Genomic DNA, 24,136 nt, shown 5'->3' on the forward strand with positions numbered 1-24,136 from the left:
CCGGCTAATCAGTTAGCCCAAGTACCTTTTTACCTTGATTAAAATGGATGTCGACAGGAATGTTGGCGTCACTCAAACGCGCCAAATCACTATTTAGGTCGGGTTTAATAACACCCATCGTCTCGACCAATTCAGCAACACCGTCATAGTCGCCGTCACCTTGCAATGTCAAAATTAACTCAGAAAGCGCTTCAACAGCAGCACCCATCTTCATCATATTTACTCGGTAGTACCCATCTTCGGTTTTCTCAAATGCGCCCTGCTGTGCAAAGAAGTTAAACCGTATCATGTTGGCTTTTCCGTGCGCTGAGCTTGCACCAAAGCGAACTGAGCGGAATATGCCGGCCATAAAGGTAACGTAGTAGTCTTCCAGAGAACCCTCTGCTATTTCCCCTTTTTCTAATAGGCTTTGCACCATATAAAGGCCAAGGATATCTGCTTTGCCTTCTTCTAAAGCCGATGCATGTTCTTTCAATGCCTGACGCACGGTGCTAGTGCCTTCTAGTGTATTTTTTATACCCAATCCGTGAGCAACTTCATGAAACATGGTGTTAGCGAAAAATGCGTCAAATGTAATGTGTTTGCGTTGCTCAGGTACAATTAGCGTTTCAGCAATGGGGACAAGAATATTGTCGAACTTGGCCTGCATCGCATTTTTAAGTTGCAGTCTTCGGGTTCCTTTCTCAAGCTGAACGCGCTCGTCATTTGGCAAGTTAATCGCAATAGTCTTACTACCGGCATTGGAATGGCCAGCGTAGTAAATAACATCGTATGCATTGAGGTCTGCGTCCGACCCAGGCACTTCAGCTTTGTAAGCTTCAGCTACCGGAAGACCTTGCTGTAACTCGGGTAAAAATGCGGCATATTTAGCAAGTTTTTCGCTCCACGCCAAATCTTTAATCAGTACATAGGCTTCGAACGCGGCACGATAGCCGAATAACTGATCTTCGTACGACTCAATAGGGCCGATAACAAGCTCGATAGGGTTGGTCTTCATGTCCATCCATGCCATATCTGAAGCAAGGTAATCATCGCTTAAAAGGGCATCTGCACGAAGTTTAAGGTACGCTTTAAAGCTCCCATCTTCAGTCAACTCAGAGGCTTGAACGAGTAATTCAGACGTCTTCATTAATTCACTTTTAAAGGCTTGAGAGTATGGTTGAGAATACAGGCTGCCCGTTTCATCTCGTTTAACTAATGAGTACAGCCCTTGCTTGTCGCTAAAATTAGCGGTGGCGAATTCAGCTTTATCCATATCGTGAGGATAAAATTCTGCGCCTTGAGGCTTTTCTTCATAACCACTGAGAAATGCAGCATCGCCGTTTAAACGATCCCAAGGACCGTAATTGATAGTGGCAAAATGTTGCACTTCATCACTTTCAATCCCATTTAAAAAACTGTCTTTGTCGCCAAAAAATGCTTGTCGCCAAAACAAGTCATCCATTATTTTCGAGGCATCAATAAGCAGTGACAGCATCTTGTGCTGATTCTCGTTAAGATGGCTTAAGTCAGCGGTAAGGTCGACTGGGTGATAGATAGACAGGCGAGATTCATCCACAATCAGTGTCTGTTGTGAAGATTGTTCATCAGCTACAGTTGTTGAAGGAGCTGTATCTGTTGCTTTGCTGCATGCTCCTAGCATAAGGACGCCTGCGAGAGCCACTGCTATAGGAGAAAGCGTTGAAATTTTGGTTTTTATCATAAGTAACTCTTACTGTTTTTTTATTTATAATTTAAAAGCTATATTTTTGATTTTGCAAAAAGTATTCACTTAGTTGTTTGATATCAATAGTGCTTTTCAGTGACTTGTCTATACTTTCTTTCGAATGTAATGCGGCTAACAATATTTCGTTGGTCGAAACTGAATCACTAAGATAGTATGGTTAAAGTTATATCATATTATTTGGTTAGTCCCACCGAAAATACAAAGGGATGCTGTATTCATTGTGACGGTTGCACGCTTCGTCTGGTTGCTTAAAAGCAAGATTGGGCGGCAACATGCGTGAGTAGTATCAATATGTAATTAAATGAGTGGCTTGTAGAAGCCATATAGAATTTTCTAAGGGTAGAACTATGTCTACACAGAACGCGCTCTCAACAATTTTGGTTGAAAAAATTAATAACGATACGCTTGTACTTCCTACGCTACCTGCAATTGCGTTAAAAGTGAGAAAAGCGGCGGATAACCCGGATATAAACTTAAATGCGATGGCCGATGTGGTGGGGCAAGATCCGTCCCTAGGCGCTCGTATGATTAAAATAGCGAACAGTGCCTACATGGGGCGCAGTGTAAAAGTGACCTCAATTAACCAAGCGGTGACCAGAATTGGTTTGCGCCAAATAAAGAACATTTCTACCGCTCTTGCGATGGAACAATTGTTCGTTTCAAAAAACGATATAGTAACCCGCTATCTCCAAAAAGAGTGGGCGTCTACCGTGAATATTGTTGCTAACTCAATGGCGGTACTGCAGCTGTATATAGCGAGAACTAAAAAGCGCGAAATGAGCATAGATACAATGACGCTAGCGGCCTTGGTTCACAATATCGGGGTATTGCCGGTTCTTACTGAAGCTGAGCGCCATCCAGAAGTGTTTGCAAACCCGTCTTTTCTTGATGTTGCCATAGATAAGCTGTCGGGTCGCATTGGTGCTAGCATTATGAAAGAGTGGGAATTTGACGAAGCCTTTGTGAACATTGCGCAGTATTGGAAAGACTTAAGTTTCATTCCGGAAAATGTAGGCTACATCGATTTTGTTCGCGTAGGCGCAGCGCTCTCTGGCGCTATTGACAGCCAGAAAGATGCGATTATGAACCTTGCTGTTCAGCGAAACATTGTAGAAGACATAAGTATTTTGCACTCAGATGAGTTTAATGATCTAGCGAGTGCGGCCAAACAAATATTTATGTAAAGCACCGCACTTAAAATATTGAGTCTATAAGATGAAAGCCGGCACATATCTCCTATGTGCCGGCTCTTATTCGAGTAAAATCTTAAGGCAAAGGAAAAAGAGCGGCTCAAGAAGGTTTCAATCTCCTCGTTTGCACTAGAAGTAATCCTAGCCCAATCCCAAGCCCCCACACCGCAGAGGGTAACGAAAGAAAACTGAATCCAGATGACGTGCACAGCAATGTTAACAGTGCTGGTGCGCGATGAGACGGTGTTTCCATACTTTTGGAAAATGCTCCCTGAAGTGTTGCAAGCAAAGCCAGTCCTGCTAATAGATGAATAATGACCTTAGGCATGCTGACAAACAATGCCACAATGGCCGATGCACAAAGGCCGACTATCAAATACGTAATACCTGCAGCTATAGCAGCTTTGTAACGTTGCTGCTTATCATTATCTACCTCACTTCCCATACAAATTGCAGCAGTAATCGCGGCAAGATTAAAAGTGAAACCGCCAAAAGGGGCAAGTATTCCTTGCACAATGGCGATGCCTGAAAGTATGGGTTTATGGTCTGGAAAGTAGTCGTGAATATGGTGAATGGCAATGCCTGGTAAGTTCTGAGATAGGGTTGTTATGATAAATAAGGGTACCCCTAAGCCAATGGCTGCAGACCATGAAAATGAGGGGGTTACCCATATTGGGGAAGGGAGCGTGAGCACAAAACTGAAATCTAGATAATTAGTCTGCTCCTGCATGAAGATAGTGACAATCAAAGAGAGTGTTAATAGCACCAACATTAAATACTGAGGAAAGAGTCTGCTGCCCGCTATATAGACCGCTAAAAATAACGCAACGATATAGGGAAACTCGTTTACATCACTAAAAATAGCTAGACAAAGCGGCAGTAAAATTCCTGCAAGGAGCGCGCTTGATATAGCGAGTGGAATACGACTAATTTGCCTAAGCAGAAGTCTACTTTGTGCAGTGAGCAGTGATAAAAAGGCGCAGACTATAAATGCACCGAGAGCATCGCTATAAAGGAATTGCTCAACAGTGGTAAGCAAAAACGCGGCGCCTGGCGTGGACCATGCGGTTACAATGGGTACTTTTGTGAGCCATGAAAAAGCGATGCATGTCACTCCCATACCAACGCCTAAAGCCAATAGCCAACTTACTACCATGGCGTCTGACGCGCCGGCACGCTTTGCTACATCAATAACAATGACAACTGCACTGCTGTAACCAACAGTAACAGCGGTCACGCCTGCACTGATATGTCGTAATGAAAATCCATTCATTTTAAATGCCTTCGCCTAAACGTTTTCATCGTCAGCACTTTGAAAAGTACTCATCGTCATTTATATTTTGTGCGTTATAGCGCACAATAAAATTAATGCAGGGTATCACTTGTGCGCTATAGCGCACAAGTGTAAAAGTAACGTATACTGCACTAACAGCTATAAATCATTAATGAGTTACAAGGCGGGTATGTTGGAAGACAGCGGAAATAGAATTATCCACAATGTCGCAAAGAATTTGCGTCGGATAAGGGGCGAAAGAAAACTATCGCTAGATAGAGCATCTCAGTTAACCGGAGTATCAAAAGCAATGCTAGGTCAGATAGAGCGGGGGGAGTCTAGTCCAACCATTGCTACGCTGTGGAAAGTGGCCACTGGGCTACAGTGTTCTTTCTCTTTGTTCTTGACCAACCCCTCAACCATTCAAGACAAAAGCCAAGAAAGACGCAAATCACAATTGTACCATGAGCAGATTGCAGACCCTAATATGCGGGTCGTTACCTTATTCCCCTTCGATCCGCTAACCTCATTTGAGGTATTTGAGCTAGTGTTATCTCAATATCATGAGCAACACTCCACTGCTCACCAAGTAGGTGTAACAGAGCGCATTCATGTATTGTCAGGGGCACTAAGTGTGATGCAATACGGGCAGTGGGAAACCTTTAAAGCAGGGCAGCAATGCGTTATAACGGCGGACCAGCCTCATGCATACAGAGATGATGCTGGTGAAACTCGATTTATGGCAATAATCCATTACCCCCACTAAACGCTTTGGGGGGTAATTAGATCAACTTGTCTTAATAAACGCTAAAGTTCGTTTTCATTAAGTTTTAGTGTATCTCGTAGGAAATTTAAAAGCGTCGTTATCTCTGCCGACATTAATGCGAATTCTGCGTCCAACCTAGCTTCAACCTGATCTTTAGGAACGTCTTCAGTTTCTTCTTTAATGCGGTCAGTAAACTTTATGCGCTTAAGCGCGCCATCTTCACACATAATAGCCGAGAGACTTTCAGCATATTCGAAGGCCACCTTTTGCACCAGTTTTCCGCCAGATAAATGCAGACTAATTTCATCGCTATCAAGAGGCTGATTTTTACAGCGTATAACGCTGCCAGTATCGTCAGTAGACTTTAATTCGGCTTCTTCAAGCAATTCTATATTCTCTGGCGTTGCGTCTGTTACCCAGTGAGTTAATTCACTTTGAAGGCTATGACGAGTAAATGGCACCACTGGCAAAGAGCCTATCGCTTTGCGAACCATGGCTAAAAATGCTTCTGCTTTGCCATCTGATGATGCATCAACAGCCACTAGGTTATCGGGAAGAGAAATAAAACCGTGCGTATAGCTGTTTTTAGTAAATGCTTGGGGCAGTAATCGAGTTTGAATTTCCTGCTTCAGATCTGATTTGGCTTTTTTACCTACCGGTGAGCCGGTTTCCATTTCTATTTTGGCAACCATTTCTTCGAGCTCGGCATTCACCACTGCAGCGGGTAAAATCTTTTCCTGCTTTTTAAGGGTTATCCAATAACGCTGTTGAACGCAGTGAAACATGGTGCCCGACTTACCAGCTTGAGAAAAGGGTGATGCAAACCCCATAGTGGCTAAGTCTTGGCTGCCGCAAGGGCGAAAAGCATGCTCGCTGAGCATACGTTCTAAGTCTTCATCGTTTAGCGACAGTGGCTGTGTTAGTTGAAATGCTTTTATATTTTTAAACCACATAGAAGGGGAAATCTCATTGAAGAAAACGGGGCGCAAGCGTACCAACCTATCTCGCGCCGCGCAATTGGAAATATGTTTAGCGTTGTCGTTTTAAAACCGTGGCTTTAATGTTGGGAAATGGGAAAGCTTATGGTGTAGCTAAGCCCTTTCCCTGGTTCGCTTTGAGCGTCAATTTTGCCTTGAAGCGATTGAGTGACTAAGTTGTACACAATGTGCGTACCTAAACCGCTGCCACCGGAACCGCGTTTTGTAGTAAAAAATGCATCAAACAGTTGCGATAGTTCTTCCTTGGCTAAGCCTTTTCCATCATCTTCGTAGTGCATAACCACTTGACCGTCTACAACCTCAACATTCAGTGAGATGTTTCCAGATGTTTTGTCTTCGAAACCGTGATTCAGTGAATTAACGATAAGGTTAGTCACGATTTGCGCTATTGCGCCCGGGGCACAAGTGACCACCAAGTCTTTAGGGCAGCTCAGGGATATATTGTGCTGCGTGTGCTTAAAACTTGGTTTCAGTGATTGTAAGATTTCTTCAATATACTCGCACAACACAAAATCGCGCTCGGTTTCACTGGTCTGATCTACAGCTACCTGCTTAAAGCTAGCGATAAGGTCGGAAGCTCGTTCTAGATTATTTAAAAGCAAAAGGGCGGTTTGATCAGCTTCGTCAATAAAGCTGGCCATGCTTTTACTGGTTAAGCTATTGTCTGAAAAGTCTTGTTTTAAATTGTTAAGCCTTTCTTGAAGAAAGCTTGCCGCGGTAACGCTCACGCCAAGTGGGGTGTTTATATCGTGAGTGATACCGGCTACTAGGCCCCCAAGAGAGGCCATCCTTTCCGATTCTATTAGCTGTGCCTGCGCTTGATGGAGCGTTTCCATTGACCCAGCAAGCTCATCATTTTTCTTACGCAACTCGCTTTCTATATATTGACGGTTTTTATTCTCTTGCCGCAACTCGCGCTGGTGGGATATCAGCTCGTCTTTTTGCTGCTCTAAATCTAACATTATTTGCGAAAGTGAGGCTGTTTTCTTTGCGACTTCTTGTTCTAACACAAGGTTTTGATCATCGAGTTTTGCGTTGGCTTCGGTAAGCTCTTTTTGTGCGTTTTTCAGTTTTTCATTCGATGCGATTAAGTCATCAATTACGCCGTTATAGGAATCTCTTAACTGCAGCAGTTCGTTGTCGTCTTCAACTTTTAAGGTAAGCTTACTTTCTTCCGGATGAAGCGGGTCGAAGTTACCCATTTGTTCGGTAATGTTTTGCAGAGGTTCAGACAGCATAGTGCGAAATGCGGTCATAAAGAGAAAGACCAGAAAAGTGGTTTTGACCATGGCATTGCCAATCAAGAAAAATACACCCACTTCTATACGGCTGAAAATAGTATCGAAGCTTGAATATAAAGTGACATCGCCGACGGTTGACTCGCGTCCAGCGAATTTAAATACAAGGGGGAAACTGTAACTGAAAACACCGCCCGAGTGGTCTTCAATAAGTTCGCGTTCTACGGGGTTAGGAGAGCGGGTTCTTCTAATACCTTGCTGTGTAATGAAATTACCGTTTTCGCCCCTTACTTGAAGGCCTTCTACGATTGGAATTGACATAAGCCCTTCGGCTATAGCGCGGACTTGCTCTTCATTAATCTCCCACATGGCGCGGGTTAAGCTAGATGAAAAGGTGTTTTTGAGTGTTTGTAGTTCTTGCTCGACATGATTTTTAGTACTGAGATATTCGGTAAATATTTGGCCTACGGTCACAATAAGTGTGAGGGCAAAATATACTGAGAGTACTCTTGTTAACAGCTTCCTTGATAACCCTGTTTTCACCGCAGCCATCGACTAACTTACCCCTGTCTAAAATCGAGCTCTGACTAAAATAAACCCTAACTACACGCGTATCCTTAATCTGATTTAGCGTTATAGATTAGTGCAGTTTTGTTTGCTAAGAATATGCAAAATTCTATTAATTAACAAGATTATCAGCTCAAACTATATACATAGTAGGATATATGTAAAACTTGACACACAAATGTAATCGTTTTAATAAAACTGTCATAGACCACATTAATAATAGCGAAAATTAAAAATGACCAGGAAGACAACTATGTCTCGCACTATATTGGTGGTTGAAGACGAAGCCCCTATTCGTGAAATGCTAAAATTCGTTTTAGAACAGTCGAGTTTTACTGTTATTGAAGCAGAAGATTTTGATATTGCTAAAGAGAAAGTATGCGAGCCATATCCTGATCTTATCTTGCTAGATTGGATGCTACCTGGTGGCAGCGGTGTTCAGTTAGCAAAAAGCTTGAAGCAGCACGAATTCACTCGCGATATCCCAGTCATTATGCTTACGGCACGTGGCGAAGAAGAAGATAAAATTCGCGGTCTAGACGCCGGTGCAGACGACTATATTACCAAGCCGTTTTCACCTAAAGAGTTGGTTGCACGTATAAAAGCCGTTATGCGACGAGTTACGCCAACATCAAATGAAGAGCCAATCGAATTCAACGGTCTAAAGCTTGAGCCAGTATCTCACCGTGTTACTGCCAACGATGAACCTCTAGATATGGGCCCAACAGAGTTTAAGCTGCTACACTTTTTTATGACTCACCCAGAGCGGGTTTATAGCCGAGAACTGCTGCTTGATAACGTATGGGGTACTAATGTTTACGTTGAAGACAGAACGGTTGATGTGCACATACGTCGTTTGCGTAAAGCTATCTCTAAGCATGGTCACGATGCTATGATCCAAACAGTTCGCGGTGCGGGGTATCGTTTTTCTGGTAAGGCCTAGCGCTCGACATTCTGGGCACGTTGCTACGCAGCGGCGTGTCCCTCAATTTCTGTAACACGAGTTCCAATATGTATTACCCCTTTTCATGGTTTAGAAGCACCATTCGTTTGCTGATCTTCTTAGTGCTTTTTGCGCTAGGCGGATGGCTGTTAGACGATATGCTGTTTGCTGTGGCACTTGGAGCTGTCGTATTACTTATTTTCAACTATTGGCATTTGTATAAGTTAAATCGTTGGCTTTGGCACAGTAGAAAAATGTCTCCGCCTACAGTCCGTGGCGTGTGGGAACATATCTATGAAGGTATTTATTACCTGCAGCGAAGAAATCGAAACAAGCGAAAAGAACTCGGCGAGCTCGTTAAGCGTTTCAGGGAAGGGTCGGAAGCATTGCCCGACGCCGCAGTGGTGGTTGATTCTAAAGCATGTATTCTATGGTGTAACCGGTTAGCGCGACTAGAGTTAGGTTTAAAGTGGCCAAAAGACGCTGGGCGCCGCCTCGACAATTTACTCAGGCACCCAGAGTTTATTCAGTATTTTCATGCGGGAAATTACAAATACCCCATTGAAGTACCGTCGCCCACAAATCCTAATAAAACCTTTGAATACCGCATTATGCCTTACGGGGAAGAGCACCTGCTGCTCATCGCTCGAGATATTACGCGAGTATCTCAGCTAGAGGCGATGCGAAAAGATTTTGTTGCAAACGTGTCTCATGAGTTACGAACGCCTTTAACTGTTATAAACGGCTATTTAGAAATTATGCCTGAAGCGGAAGGCGCGGACCCTTTCGTTAAAAAGGCCATGAGCGAAATGGCGACACAAACCCATCGCATGCAAAATTTGATAGAAGACCTGTTGGTGTTATCAAGAATTGAAGCAAGTTCAGAACGGGTTTATGAAAATGTAGTCAACGTGGGTTCAATGCTGTCGCTAATAGAACGTGAGGCGCAGGCACTAAATAAAGATAAAGGTCACACCATCACATTCCATGTAGACAAAGAGTTATCGGTTTACGGTGTTGAGACAGAGTTGCGAAGCGCGTGCTCTAACTTGGTATTTAATGCGGTGCATTACACGCCAGCAGGCGGAGAGATTAACGTTTACTGGAGCCGTAAGCCATCGGGAGCCTGTTTTTCTGTCGTAGATAATGGCGAAGGCATAGAGCAAGCTCACCTGAACAGACTAACCGAGCGTTTTTACCGCGTGGATAAAGCACGGTCTCGAAAAACAGGCGGCTCTGGATTAGGTCTTTCTATTGTGAAACATGTGCTAAGCCACCATAATTCATCTTTGGACATTAGCAGCACAGTAGGAAAGGGCAGCAATTTTTCATTCGAATTGGATAACGAACTTATTGCTGAACAATCTTAAAAGTGCGCCACCTAAAGGGGTATTGAACATATGAAATTACGGCTCTTAAGAAGAGTAGCAATAGGCTTATGTTCACTGCTTGCTACGCAGTCAGTTAGCGCGATACAGGAAGCGGACGCTCTTTCGAATAGCTCTGCTTCCAAAGTGCCTTCTTATGAGCGTGTGCCTGGCGTAGCAGGTAAACTATCATCGGTGGGTTCCGATACCCTAGCTAACTTAATGACCTTTTGGTCGCAAGAGTTCAAAACTCTCTATCCGCAGGTAGGTTTTCAAATTCAAGCCTCGGGTTCATCAACCGCACCGCCAGCCCTTATTGAAGGCACCGCTACCATAGGGCCTATGAGTAGAGCGCTTAAGCCCAGTGAAATTCGCGATTTTATCAACGTGCACGGCTATCCCCCTACCGTATTAAAGGTGGCCATGGACGCCATTGCCATTTTTGTAGATAGACGGAATCCGCTAGAGGGAATGACGTTAGAACATGTGGACGCCATTTTTTCACGTACCTTGTACTGCGGTGCCAATGAGCATATCAATCGATGGTCGCAGTTAGGCGTCAACGAGAGCGGTTATCAGTCTCCAATTCGACTATATGGCCGTAATTCCGTATCGGGAACTTATGGTCTGTTTAAGGTCTCAGCCCTGTGCGACGGCGATTTTAAAAATACCGTGAACGAACAGCCAGGGTCAGCCTCAGTGGTGTTATCTGTAGCCAGTGGCACGGGGGCAATCGGCTATGCAGCTTATGGATACAAAACTGCGGGCGTTCGTGCTCTGGCATTAGGCGACTCTCTTGATAATTTAATACCGCTTTCTATTGATACAGTTAGAAACGAAACTTACCCTTTCGCCCGTTTCTTATATTTGGTGATCAATAAAAAGCCCGGCGAGCCGCTGCCCACTCTTGAGCGCGAGTTTATTCGCTACATATTGTCGAAAGAAGGACAAAACCAAGTATTAAGAGATGGGTACTTTCCTATTCGAGAAGATGTATTGCTTAGGCAGCGCCGGCTTTTAGAAGATAATGTCCAAAGCGTTGGAGTTGTGAGTGAATAGTACGTGGAAGCGCTGGGTGTTAGAAAACACACTTAAAGGTGTAAGTGGAAAAGAACTTTATTTAACCTTAATAAAGCACGGTTTTGTGCATGAGCAAATTGTGCCTTTATTGGGGGCGAATTTATCGGCGCAGCAAACACAAAAGTTAGCTAATAAGTATAGAGTGTCTGTACCACTACCGGCTTTTCTCGGTGATGATAAAAGTGATGATTCGCATTGTTCTAATATAAGAACCTCTGAAACAGTTGATTATGAAACCTTTGGTGATAGTGATTTTTGTGTCTATAAGCTAACAGGTGGCTTTGACTCAGATTTGTGTGAAGCGGCCGTTAGCAGCATAAAAAAGGGATTGAGGCCTTCCACCATTACCACAGTGAGTAGCGACAAACCTCAGCAATATCGCACTTCAAGCACATGTGACTTCGCCAGCCTTGAAGCCGGTTTGGCAGAACGTTTGAGTGATAAATTAAAATCATTAATGGGAAAAGTGCACGATACGTCTGAGCCCATTCAGGCTCAACACTACGATATAGACCAAGAGTTTAAACAGCATACCGACTACTTTGAGCCGGGTTCGTCTGAATACAGCAAGTTTGCTGGCCGCAGGGGGCAGCGTAGTTGGACGTGTATGGTGCAACGTACACAAAAACGGCATAGTAAACCCGAAAAGCCTGCACCAAGCACATCCGGTAGAGGCAGGTGAGAAGTATGTAATTACCCAATGGTGCCGTCTACCTGCCACCAAATGAACCTTTTGTTACACTGTCATAGTGTAACAAAAGTGTCATTAATCTTAGGTAACCTTCTCCGCTGATTAGTACAAGATCTTATTTCCAGCGGAGAAATTAATGTTTATCAAGCAAAGCTTCAAAATATCTGCAGTAGCAGCGGCACTTGTGTTGGCTGGTTGTGGTGGCGACATTAACATCAGCGAAGGCGACGTTATCGACAATTCTGATAACTCTTCTGTTGTTAACAACCCAGCTCCAACACCTACACCAACACCTACTCCAACACCAACACCTACTCCAACTGATGCGAACAACCCGTTCACTCAAGGTCTGGCAACAGATGTTTCTGCAGAGTTCCCTTCAATTACTGACAAGCCAGTTTATCGTCTTAATGAAGGAACTACTTTTGTAGAAGACGTTACTTTCACAGCTGATGCACATTGGGTTTTACAAGGTCGTACAGCAGTTGGCGGCGATAACGTAGACTCTGCAGTACTTACTATTGAAGCCGGCACTACTATCATCGGTGAATCTGGTGAAGATTTCTTAGTAGTTCGTCGTGGTTCACAGATTGAAGCTGAAGGCCGTGCTGATGCACCTATCGTATTTACATCGGTTCAAGATGTAACAGGTCAAGAGACAGATATTGGTCAGTGGGGCGGTTTAGTTGTTCTTGGTCGTGCTCCTGCTAACAGCTGTGGCGACCAAGTTGGCGAAACAACAGAAGACGAACTTGCTAACTGTGGTGTAGCTGCAGAAGGTGACGCGGGTCAATTCGGTGGGAACATTGCTGATGACGATTCTGGTTCAATTCGCTATGTTGTAGTTAAGCACGCTGGTCGTACATTAGGTAATGGTGACGAGCTTAATGGTATTACGCTAGCTGGTGTGGGTTCTGAGACCACAGTGGAATATATTCAAGTACACCAAAACCTTGATGATGGTCTAGAATTCTTCGGTGGTACTGTAAACGTAAGCCACGTTGTACTGACTGCAAACGGTGACGACAGCCTAGATTGGTCTTTCGGCTGGACTGGTCACGCACAATATATATATATCCAACAAGACGCTGCTGCTGGCGACAATGCGTTTGAAGCAGATAACAGTGAATTTGATGCCGCAGCGCGTCCTCTTACTAATCCACGCATCTCTAATGTAACTGTAGTCGGTGCACCTGAGACAAACGGTGTGCGTCTGCGTGCAGGTACAGCGGGTAAAATCAGTAACTTACTTGTTGTTGGCCCAGAAGGTTACAGCAATTGCCTACGCGTAAACGGTGACGAAAGTGTTGCCAATGCAGAAAGTGGCGAACTTGCTATTACAGGAAGCATAGTTTCATGTGCTGACGACGCAGAGCAGTTCACATCTGGCGATATTGGTGGTGTTTCAACTGAAGAATGGTTCCTAGCTCAAGACGGCAACCAAGTGCTACCTACTGCACAGTTAAACCTTGCGGCAAACGGTTATGCACCACTTGCTGATTCTGTTTTGTTAACTAGTGGTGTAGATCCTCGCGATATCGAGCCAGAGTTCGAAGATGCACAATATGTTGGTGCATTCGACGGTCAAAACAACTGGATGACAGGTTGGACAGTTGGTATCAATGGTGGTTTCCCAACTGACGTTCAAAATGCATTTGACCAGGGCCTAGCGGTAGACGTTTCTTCGCAGTTCCCTCAGATCACTGACAAGCCAGTTTACTTGTTAGACACAGACGTTACGTTCACATCAGACGTTACCTTCACCAACGACGCACACTGGGTACTAAGTGGCCGTACTGCTGTTGGTGGTGATAACGTAGATAGCGCGACATTATTCATCGAAAATGGAACAACTATCATCGGTCAGGCTGGTGAAGATTTCCTAGTGGTACGTCGTGGTTCTAAAATCGAAGCGCTTGGTCTAGAAAATGCTCCAATCACAATGACGTCTATCCAAGATGTTACCGGTGAAGAAACTGATATCGGTCAGTGGGGTGGTTTGGTTGTTCTTGGTCGTGCTCCAGCAAACAGCTGTGGTGACCAGGTGGGTGAGACTACAGAAGATGAGCTAGCGAACTGTGGTGTTGCTGCAGAAGGTGACGCAGGCCAGTTCGGTGGAAACGTTCCTACTGACGATTCAGGTACTATTCAATACGTTGTAGTTAAGCACGCAGGGCGTACGCTAGGTAACGGTGATGAGCTAAACGGTATTACGCTTGCTGGTGTTGGTTCAAGCACTAACGTAAACCACATCCAAGTACACAAAAACTTGGACGACGGCCTTGAATTCTTCGGCGGTACAGTAAGCGTTCGTTATGTTGTATTGACTGATAATGGCGATGACAGCTTAGATTGGTCTTTCGGTTGGACAGGTAATGCACAGTTTGTTTACGTTCGTCAGAACGAAGAAGCTGGCGACAATGGCATCGAAGCTGATAACAGTGAATTTGATGCTGGCGCACGCCCTCTTACTAACCCAACTATCGCAAACATGACTATTGTGGGTGATAACACAAACAACGGCGTACGCCTTCGTGCAGGTACTGCAGGTAAGATTCACAACCTAGTAGTGACTGGCCCTGAAGGTTATCAAAACTGCTTGCGTGTTAACGGTGCAGAGTCTGAGGCACTTGCCACATCTGGCGACCTAACAATGACTCACTCAACAGTAGCATGTACAGAAGCGACAAACTTCGGCAACGATTTTACTCGCAACTGGTTTACTGGCCAAGACAGCAACTCGGTAAGCACAGCAAACGCGCTACGTTTAAGTGTAGACGGCAGAACACCACTAGACGGTTCTCCACTTCTTGGAACAGGTCTTGACCTATCAGAAACTAACGGTTTCTTCGTTCCAACTGATTATCAAGGTGCATTCGACGGCGAAAACGATTGGACTGAAGGCTGGGCATTCCTACCAGGTAACTTCCCAACCAATCTTCAAAACGCTTTCGACCAAGGTTTGGCGACGGATGTTTCAGCTGATTTCCCACAAATAACTGACAAGCCAGTTTATTTGCTTAACGCTGACAGCACGTTCACTGCGGACGTTACACTAACTAACGATGCACACTGGGTACTAAATGGTCGTACAGCGGTAGGTAACGACAATGTTGACCCTGCAACGCTATGGATTGAGCAAGGTACAACAATCATTGGCCAACGTGGCGAAGACTTCCTAGTGGTTCGCCGTGGTTCTAAAGTTCAGGCTTTAGGTACAGCTGCTGCACCTATCGTTATGACTTCTATCCAAGATGTAACTGGTGAAGAGACTGATATTGGTCAGTGGGGTGGTCTAGTTGTTCTAGGGCGCGCACCAGCAAACAGCTGCGGTGACCAAGTTGGTGAGACGACCGAAGATGAGCTAGCAAACTGTGGTGTAGCTGCAGAAGGTGATGCCGGTCAGTTTGGCGGCAACGTTGCTGACGATAATTCAGGTACTATTAACTACGTAGTAGTGAAGCACGCTGGACGTACACTAGGTAATGGCGACGAGCTTAACGGCATCACGCTAGCGGGTGTAGGTTCTGGTACTGCAATAGATTATATCCAGGTTCACAAAAACCTAGATGATGGTCTTGAGTTCTTCGGCGGCACAGTAAGCGTTAAGCACGTAGTGCTAACTGCAAACGGTGATGATAGCCTTGACTGGTCATTTGGCTGGACAGGTAACATCCAATATGTACTTATCAAGCAAGACGAAGCTGCTGGTGACAACGGTATAGAAGCGGATAACAGTGAGTTTGATGCTGCTGCAAGACCACTTACTAACCCCACCGTGGCTAACCTAACTGTTATTGGTGACAATACAAACAATGGTGTTCGTCTGCGCGCAGGTACTGCAGGTTCACTTTACAACGTGCTAGTTACTGGCCCTGAGAACTTTGCTAACTGCCTTCGTGTAAATGGTGCGGAGTCTGAAGCTCTTGCTACCGACGGAACCCTATCAATGCAGAGTTCAGTGATTGCATGCTCTGAAGCTAATAACTTTGGAACGGACTTCTCTCGTGACTGGTTCACAGGTGAAGCTTCAAACAGAGTTGTTGCTCCAGATGGTCTAGGACTAGCTACAAACGGTTATCAGCCTGCGGCAGGTTCGGTTCTTCTAGAGGGTGCAACTGACGTTCAAGAAATCAACAGCTTTTTCGACAGTGTTGACTTTGTTGGCGCGGTAGGCGAAGAAAACGACTGGACTGAAGGGTGGGTTACTGTAGGTCTGGAATAGTCACATAAATCGCACGACGCAATGTGGCGCTCTTTAAGAGCGCCACGTTTTATGCGTTAAAGCACGTGTTGTTCTAGATTTTCGGAGTTTAATAATGAGTGATATTTCCCGCTTACTATCGAGGCCGTCTCGCCTTGGTATGGCAGTTTGCGCCGCCTTAGCGCTTGGCACAACCGCACCGTCTCTTGCTCTAGCTCAGGAAGCTGAAGCATCTGAAGACGAAGTTATAGAAGAAGTTGTTGCAACGGCCTCGCGCCTAAAAGGTACTGCTACCGCAGTAATGCAAGAGCGTAAAAACCAAGCGTTTGTTGCAGATATCCTGGGTGCTGAGCAGATAGCTCGTACGGGTGATGGCGATGCTGGTGCTGCACTTCGACGTGTTACAGGTTTGACACTGGTAGATGGCAAGTTCATTTACATTCGCGGTTTGGGTGAGCGTTATTCAAGCACACAGCTAAACGGTATGTACGTTCCAAGTCCGGACCCTACACGATCAGTAGTTCCTCTCGATTTATTCCCCTCGGATATAATCGAAAGCTTAAGTGTACAGAAGTCGTTTTCTCCTGACATGCCTGCACACTTTGGTGGTGGTAACGTTGATATTCGAACGAAATCAATCCCATCGGAGTTTATATTCAGGCTTTCTGGTGGTTTTGGTACCAATACAAATAACTTTGACGATGGCTTTTTTTACGACGGTGGAAGCGATGATTGGACTGGGCGTGACGATGGAACTCGCGCGCTACCAACAAGCATTAGCAGCCGTCTAGATGCTGCGCAGTCAAGCGCTGGTATCGAAGGTAGTTTGTCGTTTCCTGTAACCTTGGAAGACCGTCAGGAAATGCTGTCGGACATCAACTGGGATATTGGCCCGGACCAAATCAGTGTTGATCCCGATACCACAGCCCGTGCGACATTAGGTAACTCCTACGAGACCGAATACGGCAAGTTTGGTTTCCTGTCATCAGTTTTCTATCGTAATGAATGGAATGTAAAAGACCAAACGATTGGCGCCAATATGGGTACCGTTGGGTGTTCTGAGCTACCTGAGGAACAAGTGAGTGGAACCAAGTGTTTTGCCCAGTTTTTTGATGGTGTTCAGACTGAGCAAGCAGTCACTTGGAGTGGCATGCTGAACTTTGGTTATGAATACAGCAATAACCACCGGTTCTCTCTAAACAATGTATTGCTTCATGATATGAGCGACCGTTTGAGACAGCGTGATTTTACCGACGTAAACGAAACTGTTGCCGGTGTAAGAGAATTTGAGCGCGTAGATATTGTCTATGAAGAACGTCGCATGTCTTCAACACAGTTGAAAGGCGAGCACACTTTTCCTGAGTACAATTTCGCGACGTTCGATTGGTACGTTGGCACCAGCCGGGCGCGCCGTTACTCTCCAGGTAATCTAGACTTGATATTTGAGCTGACGATTGAAGACGGTAATGTTGTTCAGAAGCAATTGCAAAATGTATCGGCTACCAGTGTAAATCTTGAATGGCAAGACTTGCGAGACGTAGCGGATAATTGGGGTTGGGCAGCAAGCTACCCGTTTACCATTGGCAGTGCTGAGATTGACCTCAAAGCAGGTGCTGATTTTTATAATAAAGGTCGTAAAGCTACTAACATTCCTATTGAGGTTACGCATCGCTCGTTAGACCAAGAGTTATCGCGCGGCGACAGAATTGATGAGATTTTTTCGCAAGAGCGAATTAATAATCCAGATTTCTATCGCAGCGGTTCAGGTCAAGGTTTATTCCTTTCTGGTATGGCCGACGGTGACGAGTTCTCGGCAGGTATGAAGCTAGACGCTTATTACCTAATGGCAGATGCGTTTATTGACCAAAAGTGGCGTGTAAGCGGTGGTTTCCGTTACGAAGACTTTCGTCAAGTATCAGTACCATTTACTGCACACTCTAATCAATTTTCAGAGTCTGTAGAGGATTTAATCGACTTTACCTTCCAAGAAGACGATTTCTTTCCTGCGTTGGGTTTAACTTATATTCTTGACGATGAAATGCAGTTCCGTTTCAACATCAGTCAATCTACTATCCGTCCAGATTTACGTGATGTAAGCTCAAGTTTCTTTATCGACCCAATCACACAGTTCCTGGTCCGTGGTTCGCCTTTGTTACAAAGCTCAAAGCTTGACAATGCTGACTTGCGTTGGGAGTGGTATCGAGATGGTGGCGATAACGTCTCTGTAGCGTTGTTCTACAAAGACATTACTAATCCTATCGAACTTATTGAATTAGGAACAGTTGGTGGTGCCGCACCTAACTTGCTTACAGCCAACGCTGAGCAGGGCGAGTTGTACGGCGTAGAGGTTGATTTCCTTCAGGGGCTTAACACCCTTGGCGAGAAATTTGATAACTTCTTTTTATCCGGAAACTTCACGCTGTCAGATTCTAACGTGACCATTGGTGCTATTGATGACGATGAGATTTCATTGTTTGAAAGCCAAGTACTGGATGCGCTAGACGCCACAAGTGCTTCTAATATTGTAACTAATAACGAGCGTCGCTTGGTGGGTCACAGTGAATGGGTTGTGAATTTACAACTTGGTTGGGATTCTGATAACGGTGAGCACACAGCTACATTGGCGTATAATGCCTTTGGTCCGCGAATTATTGTTCCTGGAACACGTGGCAACGCTGATGCTGAGGAAGAAACTTTCCACTCGTTGGATTTAACCTATACTTATTTCCCAGATTTTAACTCTCAGATACGTTTTGCAGTTCGAAATATATTTGATGAGCAAAAGGAAGTACTGCAGGAAAACCTACCGATATTTCGCCAACAAGAAGGCGTTGACGTAAGTGTGAGATACACCTACGAATTCTAGGATAACAAAGGGGCGTAAGCCCCTTTTTTATTGCACTTAAATTCTTTTGTAATAAAACTGTCACGGAAAACTCCTATCCTACCGGCTGATTTTTACAGTCGGAAATTACCGATTTCTTTTAATTTGAAAGGTTTGAATGTATGAAGCTTATCAACGCCTTGCTTGTTGCAGGTGTGCTTACTGCCGCACCAGTGCTTGCACAAGACGATGAAGTCTTAAAACCCGTTGTCGATGAGGCAGCGAAAATAAACGAGTCTGCGGCGAAATCGCAGGAAAAGATCAACGGCATTACCGATCAAATTGACAGCAAACTTCAACAGTTCAAAACATTGATGAAAGAAATCGAAGGTCTTGAGGTTTATAACACTCAGCTTCGTAAGCAAATCAATAGTCAAGAGCAAGAAATGGCGGATCTAAACTCTGCTATCGATGAAGTATCGGTTGTTGAGCGTCAAATTACGCCATTGATGATGCGTATGATTGACGGCTTAGCTCAGTTCATTGAACTAGACATGCCATTTCTTCCAGAAGAGCGCGCTAACCGCGTTGCTGATTTACGTGCCATGATGGATAGAGCTGATGTTGCTGCTTCTGAAAAATTCCGCCGCGTAATGGAAGCATTCCAAGTTGAGATGGACTACGGGCGCACAATGGAAGCTTACAGCGGTATCCATTCTATCGATGGTCAAGAGCGCGACGTAGAGTTTTTGCGCCTTGGTCGTACTGCGCTAATTTATCAAACGCGTGATGCAAGCCGCCAGGGAGTTTGGAACAAACAAACTCGCCAGTGGGAAGAGCTTGATAGCGGCTACCGCACCCAAATTACAAAAGGTCTGCGCATGGCGAAGAAGCAACTTGCTCCAGACTTGCTAATGCTGCCAGTAGCAATTACAGACTAAGAGGTTGATGAGAATGTTTAACACAGTAAAACGTATCGCTGTTGGTCTAGTAGCCCTTAGCATCAGCGCAGGTGCCTTGGCACAAAACGACCGCGCTATGGACTTAGACGCTCTTCTTAAACAGTTAGAAGAAGGTCAGTTCGCACAGTCACAGCAAAACAAACAACGTGAGCGCGACTTCCAAGCGCAGCGCGCAGAGCAAGACCGCATTCTTCGCGAGACTCGTGAAAAGCGCGATCAAATGCTAGTGCAGTCAGAGCAGCTTGAAACACAGTTCGAAGAAAACGAGTTTAAACTAGCCGACCTTAATGGCGCGTTAGATACACGCTTGGGTTCACTTAAAGAGTTGTTCGGTGTATTACAGCAAGTTGCTGGCGACACTAAGAATAAATTCTATAACTCGGTTATTTCAGCGCAAATTCCTGGTCGTTCTGAATTTTTAGACCAAATGGCCCAAGACATGGGCTCAAGCTCGAAGCTAGCATCAATTGAAGAAATTGAGCGCGTATGGTTCGAAATGCAGCGTGAAATGACGGAATCTGGCAAAGTAACTACCTTCACAACTGACGTTGTAGAAGCAGGTGGTGAGAAAGTGAACAAGCCTGTGGTTCGCGTAGGTCCATTTGCCCTTGTATCAGACGGTAAATACCTAGACTACAACGGTGTTACTGGCACAGTATCAGAACTTATTCGTCAGCCAGCCGATCGTTACAACGACTCAGCGGCAGAACTTCAAGCATCTAGCGGCGAGCTAGTGCAGTTTGGTATCGACCCAACGGGTGGTTCTATTCTTGGTCTTCTTGTTCAAGCGCCTAATATGAAAGAGCGTGTTGAGCAGGGCGGTGTAGTTGGATATATCATCCTTATCGTTGGTGCGTTCGGCTTATTACTTGCACTTGAGCGTCTAGTAACCCTTACGCTAACGCGTATGAAAGTGAACAAACAGCTTAAGAGCAAAGAAGTTAATACTAATAACCCTCTTGGTCGCGTGTTGAAAGTTCGTGACGAGCACCCGAATGCTGACGTAGAAGCGCTAGAGCTACACCTTACTGAAGCAATTCTAGGTGAAGTACCTAAGCTAGGTCGTAACCTTACTATTATCAAGATTATCTCAGTAGTGGCGCCGCTTATGGGTCTACTTGGTACGGTAACCGGTATGATTAATACCTTCCAAGCAATCACCTTGTTTGGTACAGGTGACCCGAAACTTATGGCTGGTGGTATTTCAACAGCGCTTGTAACAACTGTACTTGGTTTGGTTGTGGCAATTCCTATGACGCTGCTTTACGCCATGCTTAATACACGTTCTAAAAACATCGTGTACATTCTTCAAGAACAAGCATCTGGCGTTATCGCAGAGCGTTCTGAGCGAGGCTAATTATGATCGAGTTTCTAGAAGCAATTCGCGATTTCACAGAAACAGGTGGCCAGGTTCTCCTGGTCATCGGTCTGCTGATATTCGTTATGTGGCTTTTGATCCTCGAGCGTGCAATGTATCTGTTGGTTTGGCACAAGCAAGCAAAGAAAGATGCGGTCGCAATGTGGAAAGCGCGCAACGACCGTTCATCTTGGGTTGCTGAGCAAATACGTCAGAAAACAATTTCGCAATTAACTATACGGCTAAATGGCAGTATTCCAATTATCCAAGCACTTGTAGCGCTATGTCCGCTGTTGGGTTTGATGGGTACAGTAACCGGTATGATAGAAGTGTTCGACGTTATGGCTATCTCTGGTTCGGGTAATGCCCGTTCTATGGCCTCGGGCGTATCGAAGGCAACTATTCCTACAATGGCAGGAATGGTTGGGGCACTATCTGGTGTCTTCGCTGCTACTTGGTTAAATCGTATGGTGAAATCTGAACGCACGCATCTTGAGGATGCATTGATTATTCAACGTTAATGCGCCAGCGCATTAAGGTAAGGTATTTATTATGAAGCAGCACTTTCAAAATTTGGTCGATGAAGAAGAAGCAGCCATCGACATGACGCCCATGCTGGACGTTGTATTTATCATGCTGATCTTTTTCATCGTTACTGCGTCTTTTGTTAAAGAAGCAGGTATTGATGTAAATCGCCCAGAAGCAGCGACTGCGGTTAAGAAAGATCGCGCGAACATCCTCATCGCTATTTCTGATAAGGGTGAAATTTGGATTAACAAGCGTCGTATAGATGTGCGTGCTGTGCAGGCCAACATCGAGCGTTTACATGCGGAAAATCCGCAGGGAACTGTTGTTATTCAGGCCGATAAAAAGTCGACAACAGAAACCTTGATCAAGGTGATGGACGCCTCGCGTGCGGCAGGTGTATTTGATGTCTCGATTGCAGCCCAAGAGCAATAAATCATGCCACGATATATAATCGCATTTGTTATTTCCCTTGCGATCACGTTAGGCCTGTTCTTCTTGATGCAGTCATTGATCAAGATGGGTGGCAGCGCCCTAACGGAGCCGCCTCAGGGAAGCGTGCTTGACTTTGTAAGGGTTAAGCAAGATGAACAGGTTGAGAAAAAAGACCGCAAGCCTAAGAAGCCACCTAAGCCGGAACAGCCGCCACCGCAAATGGAGCAGCCTCAAATGGATTCGCCTTCGCCTGATGCAGAAGGTACGTCGATGGATTTTGGTGCTGAAGTAGGCGACGAAATATCACTAGATGGCGGCTTAGCCCTTGAATCTGGGGATGGGGAATACTTGCCAATCGTTAAGGTTGCGCCGGTTTACCCAAGACGTGCACTTCAGCGCGGTATCGAAGGATTTGTGATTGTTGAGTTCACCGTTACGAAACAGGGAGCGGTGCGCGACCCAATCGTAATCGAAGCCAATCCAGAAGGGTTGTTCGAGCAAGCGGCAATAGATGCGGCAATGAAGTTTAAATACAAGCCGCGAGTCGTCAATGGTGAGCCTACAGAAGTGTCCGGTATTCAAAACCGTATTACGTTCCAAATTGACGGGTAGTAGAACAAGATGAGAAAACAGACGAATAAATTGTTTAGCGCTATCGCGTTTACTATCGCCTCAGCGACTGTTTCTATTCCAGGTTTACTACTGGCAACCGAAGCAGTAGCTCAAGAGCAGAAGGCTAGTGAGAAAAAAACGCGTCGTGTTCCAACGCTAAGAGGCAAAGTGTACGAGCAGCTGGCGCGCGCGCAGGCTGCAGCGGATGAGTCTGGTGATGTGGAAGAGGCTCTTGCTATATTAGGAGAGGTTGAGGAAAAAAGTTATTCAATGAACGCCTATGAAAAGGCCATGATGTATAACTTTTATGGTTTCATCTACTACAACGATGAAGACTACGACAAAGCGCTTGAGTCATTCGCTAAAGTCGTTGAGCAACAACCAATCCCAGAAAAGTTTGAGATGACGACACTTTTCAGTCTTGCCCAGCTTAACCTCATGCAGGGTAATTTTGATGAGACTATTAAGTATCTTGAGCGCTGGGAGTCGTTGAATACGGGCCCAATACCACCTAAAAATAAGGTGATTAAAGCACAGGCTTATTACCAAAGTCAGCAGTATGAGTTAGCTGCAGATTGGATTTCACAGGCGATAGCCGACCATGAAGCTGAAGGCATGCTGCCCGATGAGGGCTGGCTAATTCTTCAGCGGGCCGTATTTTATGAGCTAAAGCAGCCTGAAAAGGTAAAAGATGTGCTGGTAAAAATGGTTAAGCTATTTGACGAGCCAAAGTATTGGATTCAATTAGCAGGCATGTACGGCGAACTTGGCGAAGAGCGAAAGCAGCTAGCCATGATGGAAACCGCCTACCAACGAGGCTTCATAGAATCGTCGGCAGATATCTTTAATCTTGCGCAGCTTTACTACTACCATCGTGCGCCTTACAAAGGGGCCAAGCTGATGGAGCAAGCGATGAACGAAGGTGTGTTGGAAAAGAACCTTCGTAACCTCAAGTTCTTAGGTCAAAGTTGGTCGTTAGCAAAAGAGCAAGAAAAAGCTATACCTGTCATGATGCAGGCGGCAAACCTTGCTGATGATGGTGAGCTTGATGCACAACTTGCTCAAATTCTTTTGAACGAAGAGCGTTGGGACGATGCTATTGCCGCTGTCGATAGAGCGTTAGAAAAAGGCGATTTAAGAAATCCTGGTTTAGTGTACCTCGTTAAAGGCATGGCGCTGTTTAATAAAAAACAGTACGCACTTGCGCTTAACCAGCTTGCAGAGGCTGAAAAACACCAAAAGAGTCGCGCTATGGCGCAGCAATGGAAGCAGTTTGTACAAGGCGAAAAGCGTCAGGCTGAAGCTATTGCGGCTGAACTTGGTGCTAGCTAACTTTGAGTTTTGAAAGTCTGCATAAGTGTGGGTAGAAGTATTTAAG

General features: G+C 45.1%; 18 protein-coding genes. 14 read left to right on the forward strand and 4 right to left on the reverse strand.

Annotated elements, in window-relative coordinates:
• Positions 1–4 precede the first annotated feature (4 nt).
• On the reverse strand, positions 5–1,702 hold the full coding sequence (locus CW735_RS03200) for a dipeptidyl-peptidase 3 family protein (RefSeq protein ID WP_232368350.1): 1,698 nt from the start codon (positions 1,700–1,702) through the stop codon (positions 5–7).
• A 371-nt stretch (positions 1,703–2,073) separates the two neighbouring features.
• Between CW735_RS03200 and CW735_RS03205 the strand changes: the two genes are divergently transcribed.
• Positions 2,074–2,910: an HDOD domain-containing protein gene (locus CW735_RS03205; RefSeq protein ID WP_100970914.1), complete on the forward strand. Its 837-nt coding sequence runs from the start codon at positions 2,074–2,076 to the stop codon at positions 2,908–2,910.
• A 106-nt stretch (positions 2,911–3,016) separates the two neighbouring features.
• On the opposite strand, the gene CW735_RS03210 is transcribed toward CW735_RS03205, so the two are convergent.
• Positions 3,017–4,189: a benzoate/H(+) symporter BenE family transporter gene (locus CW735_RS03210; RefSeq protein WP_100970915.1), complete on the reverse strand. Its 1,173-nt coding sequence runs from the start codon at positions 4,187–4,189 to the stop codon at positions 3,017–3,019.
• Between the two features lie 190 nt (positions 4,190–4,379).
• On the opposite strand from CW735_RS03210, the gene CW735_RS03215 reads away from it, so the two are divergent.
• On the forward strand, positions 4,380–4,955 hold the full coding sequence (locus tag CW735_RS03215; protein WP_100970916.1) for a helix-turn-helix domain-containing protein: 576 nt from the start codon (positions 4,380–4,382) through the stop codon (positions 4,953–4,955).
• A gap of 41 nt (positions 4,956–4,996) precedes the next feature.
• Here CW735_RS03215 and rdgC read toward each other — a convergent pair whose 3' ends face one another.
• Together rdgC and CW735_RS03225 are read right to left on the reverse strand one after the other, a co-directional pair.
• Positions 4,997–5,908 (reverse strand): recombination-associated protein RdgC, encoded by a 912-nt coding sequence (gene rdgC, locus CW735_RS03220; RefSeq protein ID WP_100970917.1) that lies wholly within the window; start codon positions 5,906–5,908, stop codon positions 4,997–4,999.
• Between the two features lie 104 nt (positions 5,909–6,012).
• On the reverse strand, positions 6,013–7,743 hold the full coding sequence (locus CW735_RS03225) for a sensor histidine kinase (RefSeq protein WP_071978663.1): 1,731 nt from the start codon (positions 7,741–7,743) through the stop codon (positions 6,013–6,015).
• 268 nt (positions 7,744–8,011) lie between these two features.
• On the opposite strand from CW735_RS03225, the gene phoB reads away from it, so the two are divergent.
• From phoB to CW735_RS03285, 12 genes are all read left to right on the forward strand, one after another.
• Positions 8,012–8,701, forward strand: a complete 690-nt coding sequence (gene phoB / locus CW735_RS03230; RefSeq protein WP_071978664.1) for a phosphate regulon transcriptional regulator PhoB — start codon at positions 8,012–8,014, stop codon at positions 8,699–8,701.
• A gap of 68 nt (positions 8,702–8,769) precedes the next feature.
• Positions 8,770–10,071 (forward strand): phosphate regulon sensor histidine kinase PhoR, encoded by a 1,302-nt coding sequence (phoR, locus tag CW735_RS03235; RefSeq protein ID WP_071978665.1) that lies wholly within the window; start codon positions 8,770–8,772, stop codon positions 10,069–10,071.
• A 30-nt stretch (positions 10,072–10,101) separates the two neighbouring features.
• A complete protein-coding gene (locus CW735_RS03240) occupies positions 10,102–11,127 on the forward strand; it encodes a PstS family phosphate ABC transporter substrate-binding protein (RefSeq protein ID WP_083595185.1) in 1,026 nt (341 codons plus the stop codon).
• Complete coding sequence (locus CW735_RS03245; protein ID WP_071978666.1) at positions 11,120–11,830, forward strand: hypothetical protein; 711 nt, start codon at positions 11,120–11,122, stop codon at positions 11,828–11,830. Before CW735_RS03240 ends, CW735_RS03245 begins: the two co-directional genes overlap by 8 nt.
• A 145-nt stretch (positions 11,831–11,975) precedes the next feature.
• Positions 11,976–16,064 carry a hypothetical protein gene (locus tag CW735_RS03250; RefSeq protein WP_100970918.1) on the forward strand — a complete coding sequence of 1,363 codons (4,089 nt, stop codon included), beginning with the start codon at positions 11,976–11,978 and terminating at the stop codon, positions 16,062–16,064.
• A gap of 94 nt (positions 16,065–16,158) precedes the next feature.
• On the forward strand, positions 16,159–18,909 hold the full coding sequence (locus CW735_RS03255) for a TonB-dependent receptor domain-containing protein (RefSeq protein WP_071978668.1): 2,751 nt from the start codon (positions 16,159–16,161) through the stop codon (positions 18,907–18,909).
• Between the two features lie 140 nt (positions 18,910–19,049).
• A complete protein-coding gene (locus tag CW735_RS03260; protein WP_071978834.1) occupies positions 19,050–19,808 on the forward strand; it encodes a DUF3450 domain-containing protein in 759 nt (252 codons plus the stop codon).
• Positions 19,809–19,821: 13 nt separating this feature from the next.
• The gene (locus tag CW735_RS03265) at positions 19,822–21,186 is read left to right on the forward strand and encodes a MotA/TolQ/ExbB proton channel family protein (protein WP_100970919.1); all 1,365 of its coding nucleotides are present in this window, start codon (positions 19,822–19,824) and stop codon (positions 21,184–21,186) included.
• A 2-nt stretch (positions 21,187–21,188) separates the two neighbouring features.
• Positions 21,189–21,707 carry a MotA/TolQ/ExbB proton channel family protein gene (locus CW735_RS03270; RefSeq protein ID WP_071978836.1) on the forward strand — a complete coding sequence of 173 codons (519 nt, stop codon included), beginning with the start codon at positions 21,189–21,191 and terminating at the stop codon, positions 21,705–21,707.
• 31 nt (positions 21,708–21,738) lie between these two features.
• Positions 21,739–22,146: an ExbD/TolR family protein gene (locus CW735_RS03275; protein WP_071978837.1), complete on the forward strand. Its 408-nt coding sequence runs from the start codon at positions 21,739–21,741 to the stop codon at positions 22,144–22,146.
• Between the two features lie 3 nt (positions 22,147–22,149).
• A complete protein-coding gene (locus tag CW735_RS03280; protein WP_071978838.1) occupies positions 22,150–22,758 on the forward strand; it encodes an energy transducer TonB in 609 nt (202 codons plus the stop codon).
• 9 nt (positions 22,759–22,767) lie between these two features.
• Entirely contained in the window at positions 22,768–24,090 is a 1,323-nt protein-coding gene (locus CW735_RS03285; protein ID WP_071978839.1) for a tetratricopeptide repeat protein, read from the forward strand.
• The last annotated feature ends 46 nt before the right edge of the window (positions 24,091–24,136 follow it).

The sequence above is a fragment of the Alteromonas sp. MB-3u-76 genome (assembly GCF_002831605.1).
In the GTDB taxonomy this organism is placed as follows: Bacteria; Pseudomonadota; Gammaproteobacteria; order Enterobacterales; family Alteromonadaceae; genus Alteromonas; species Alteromonas hispanica.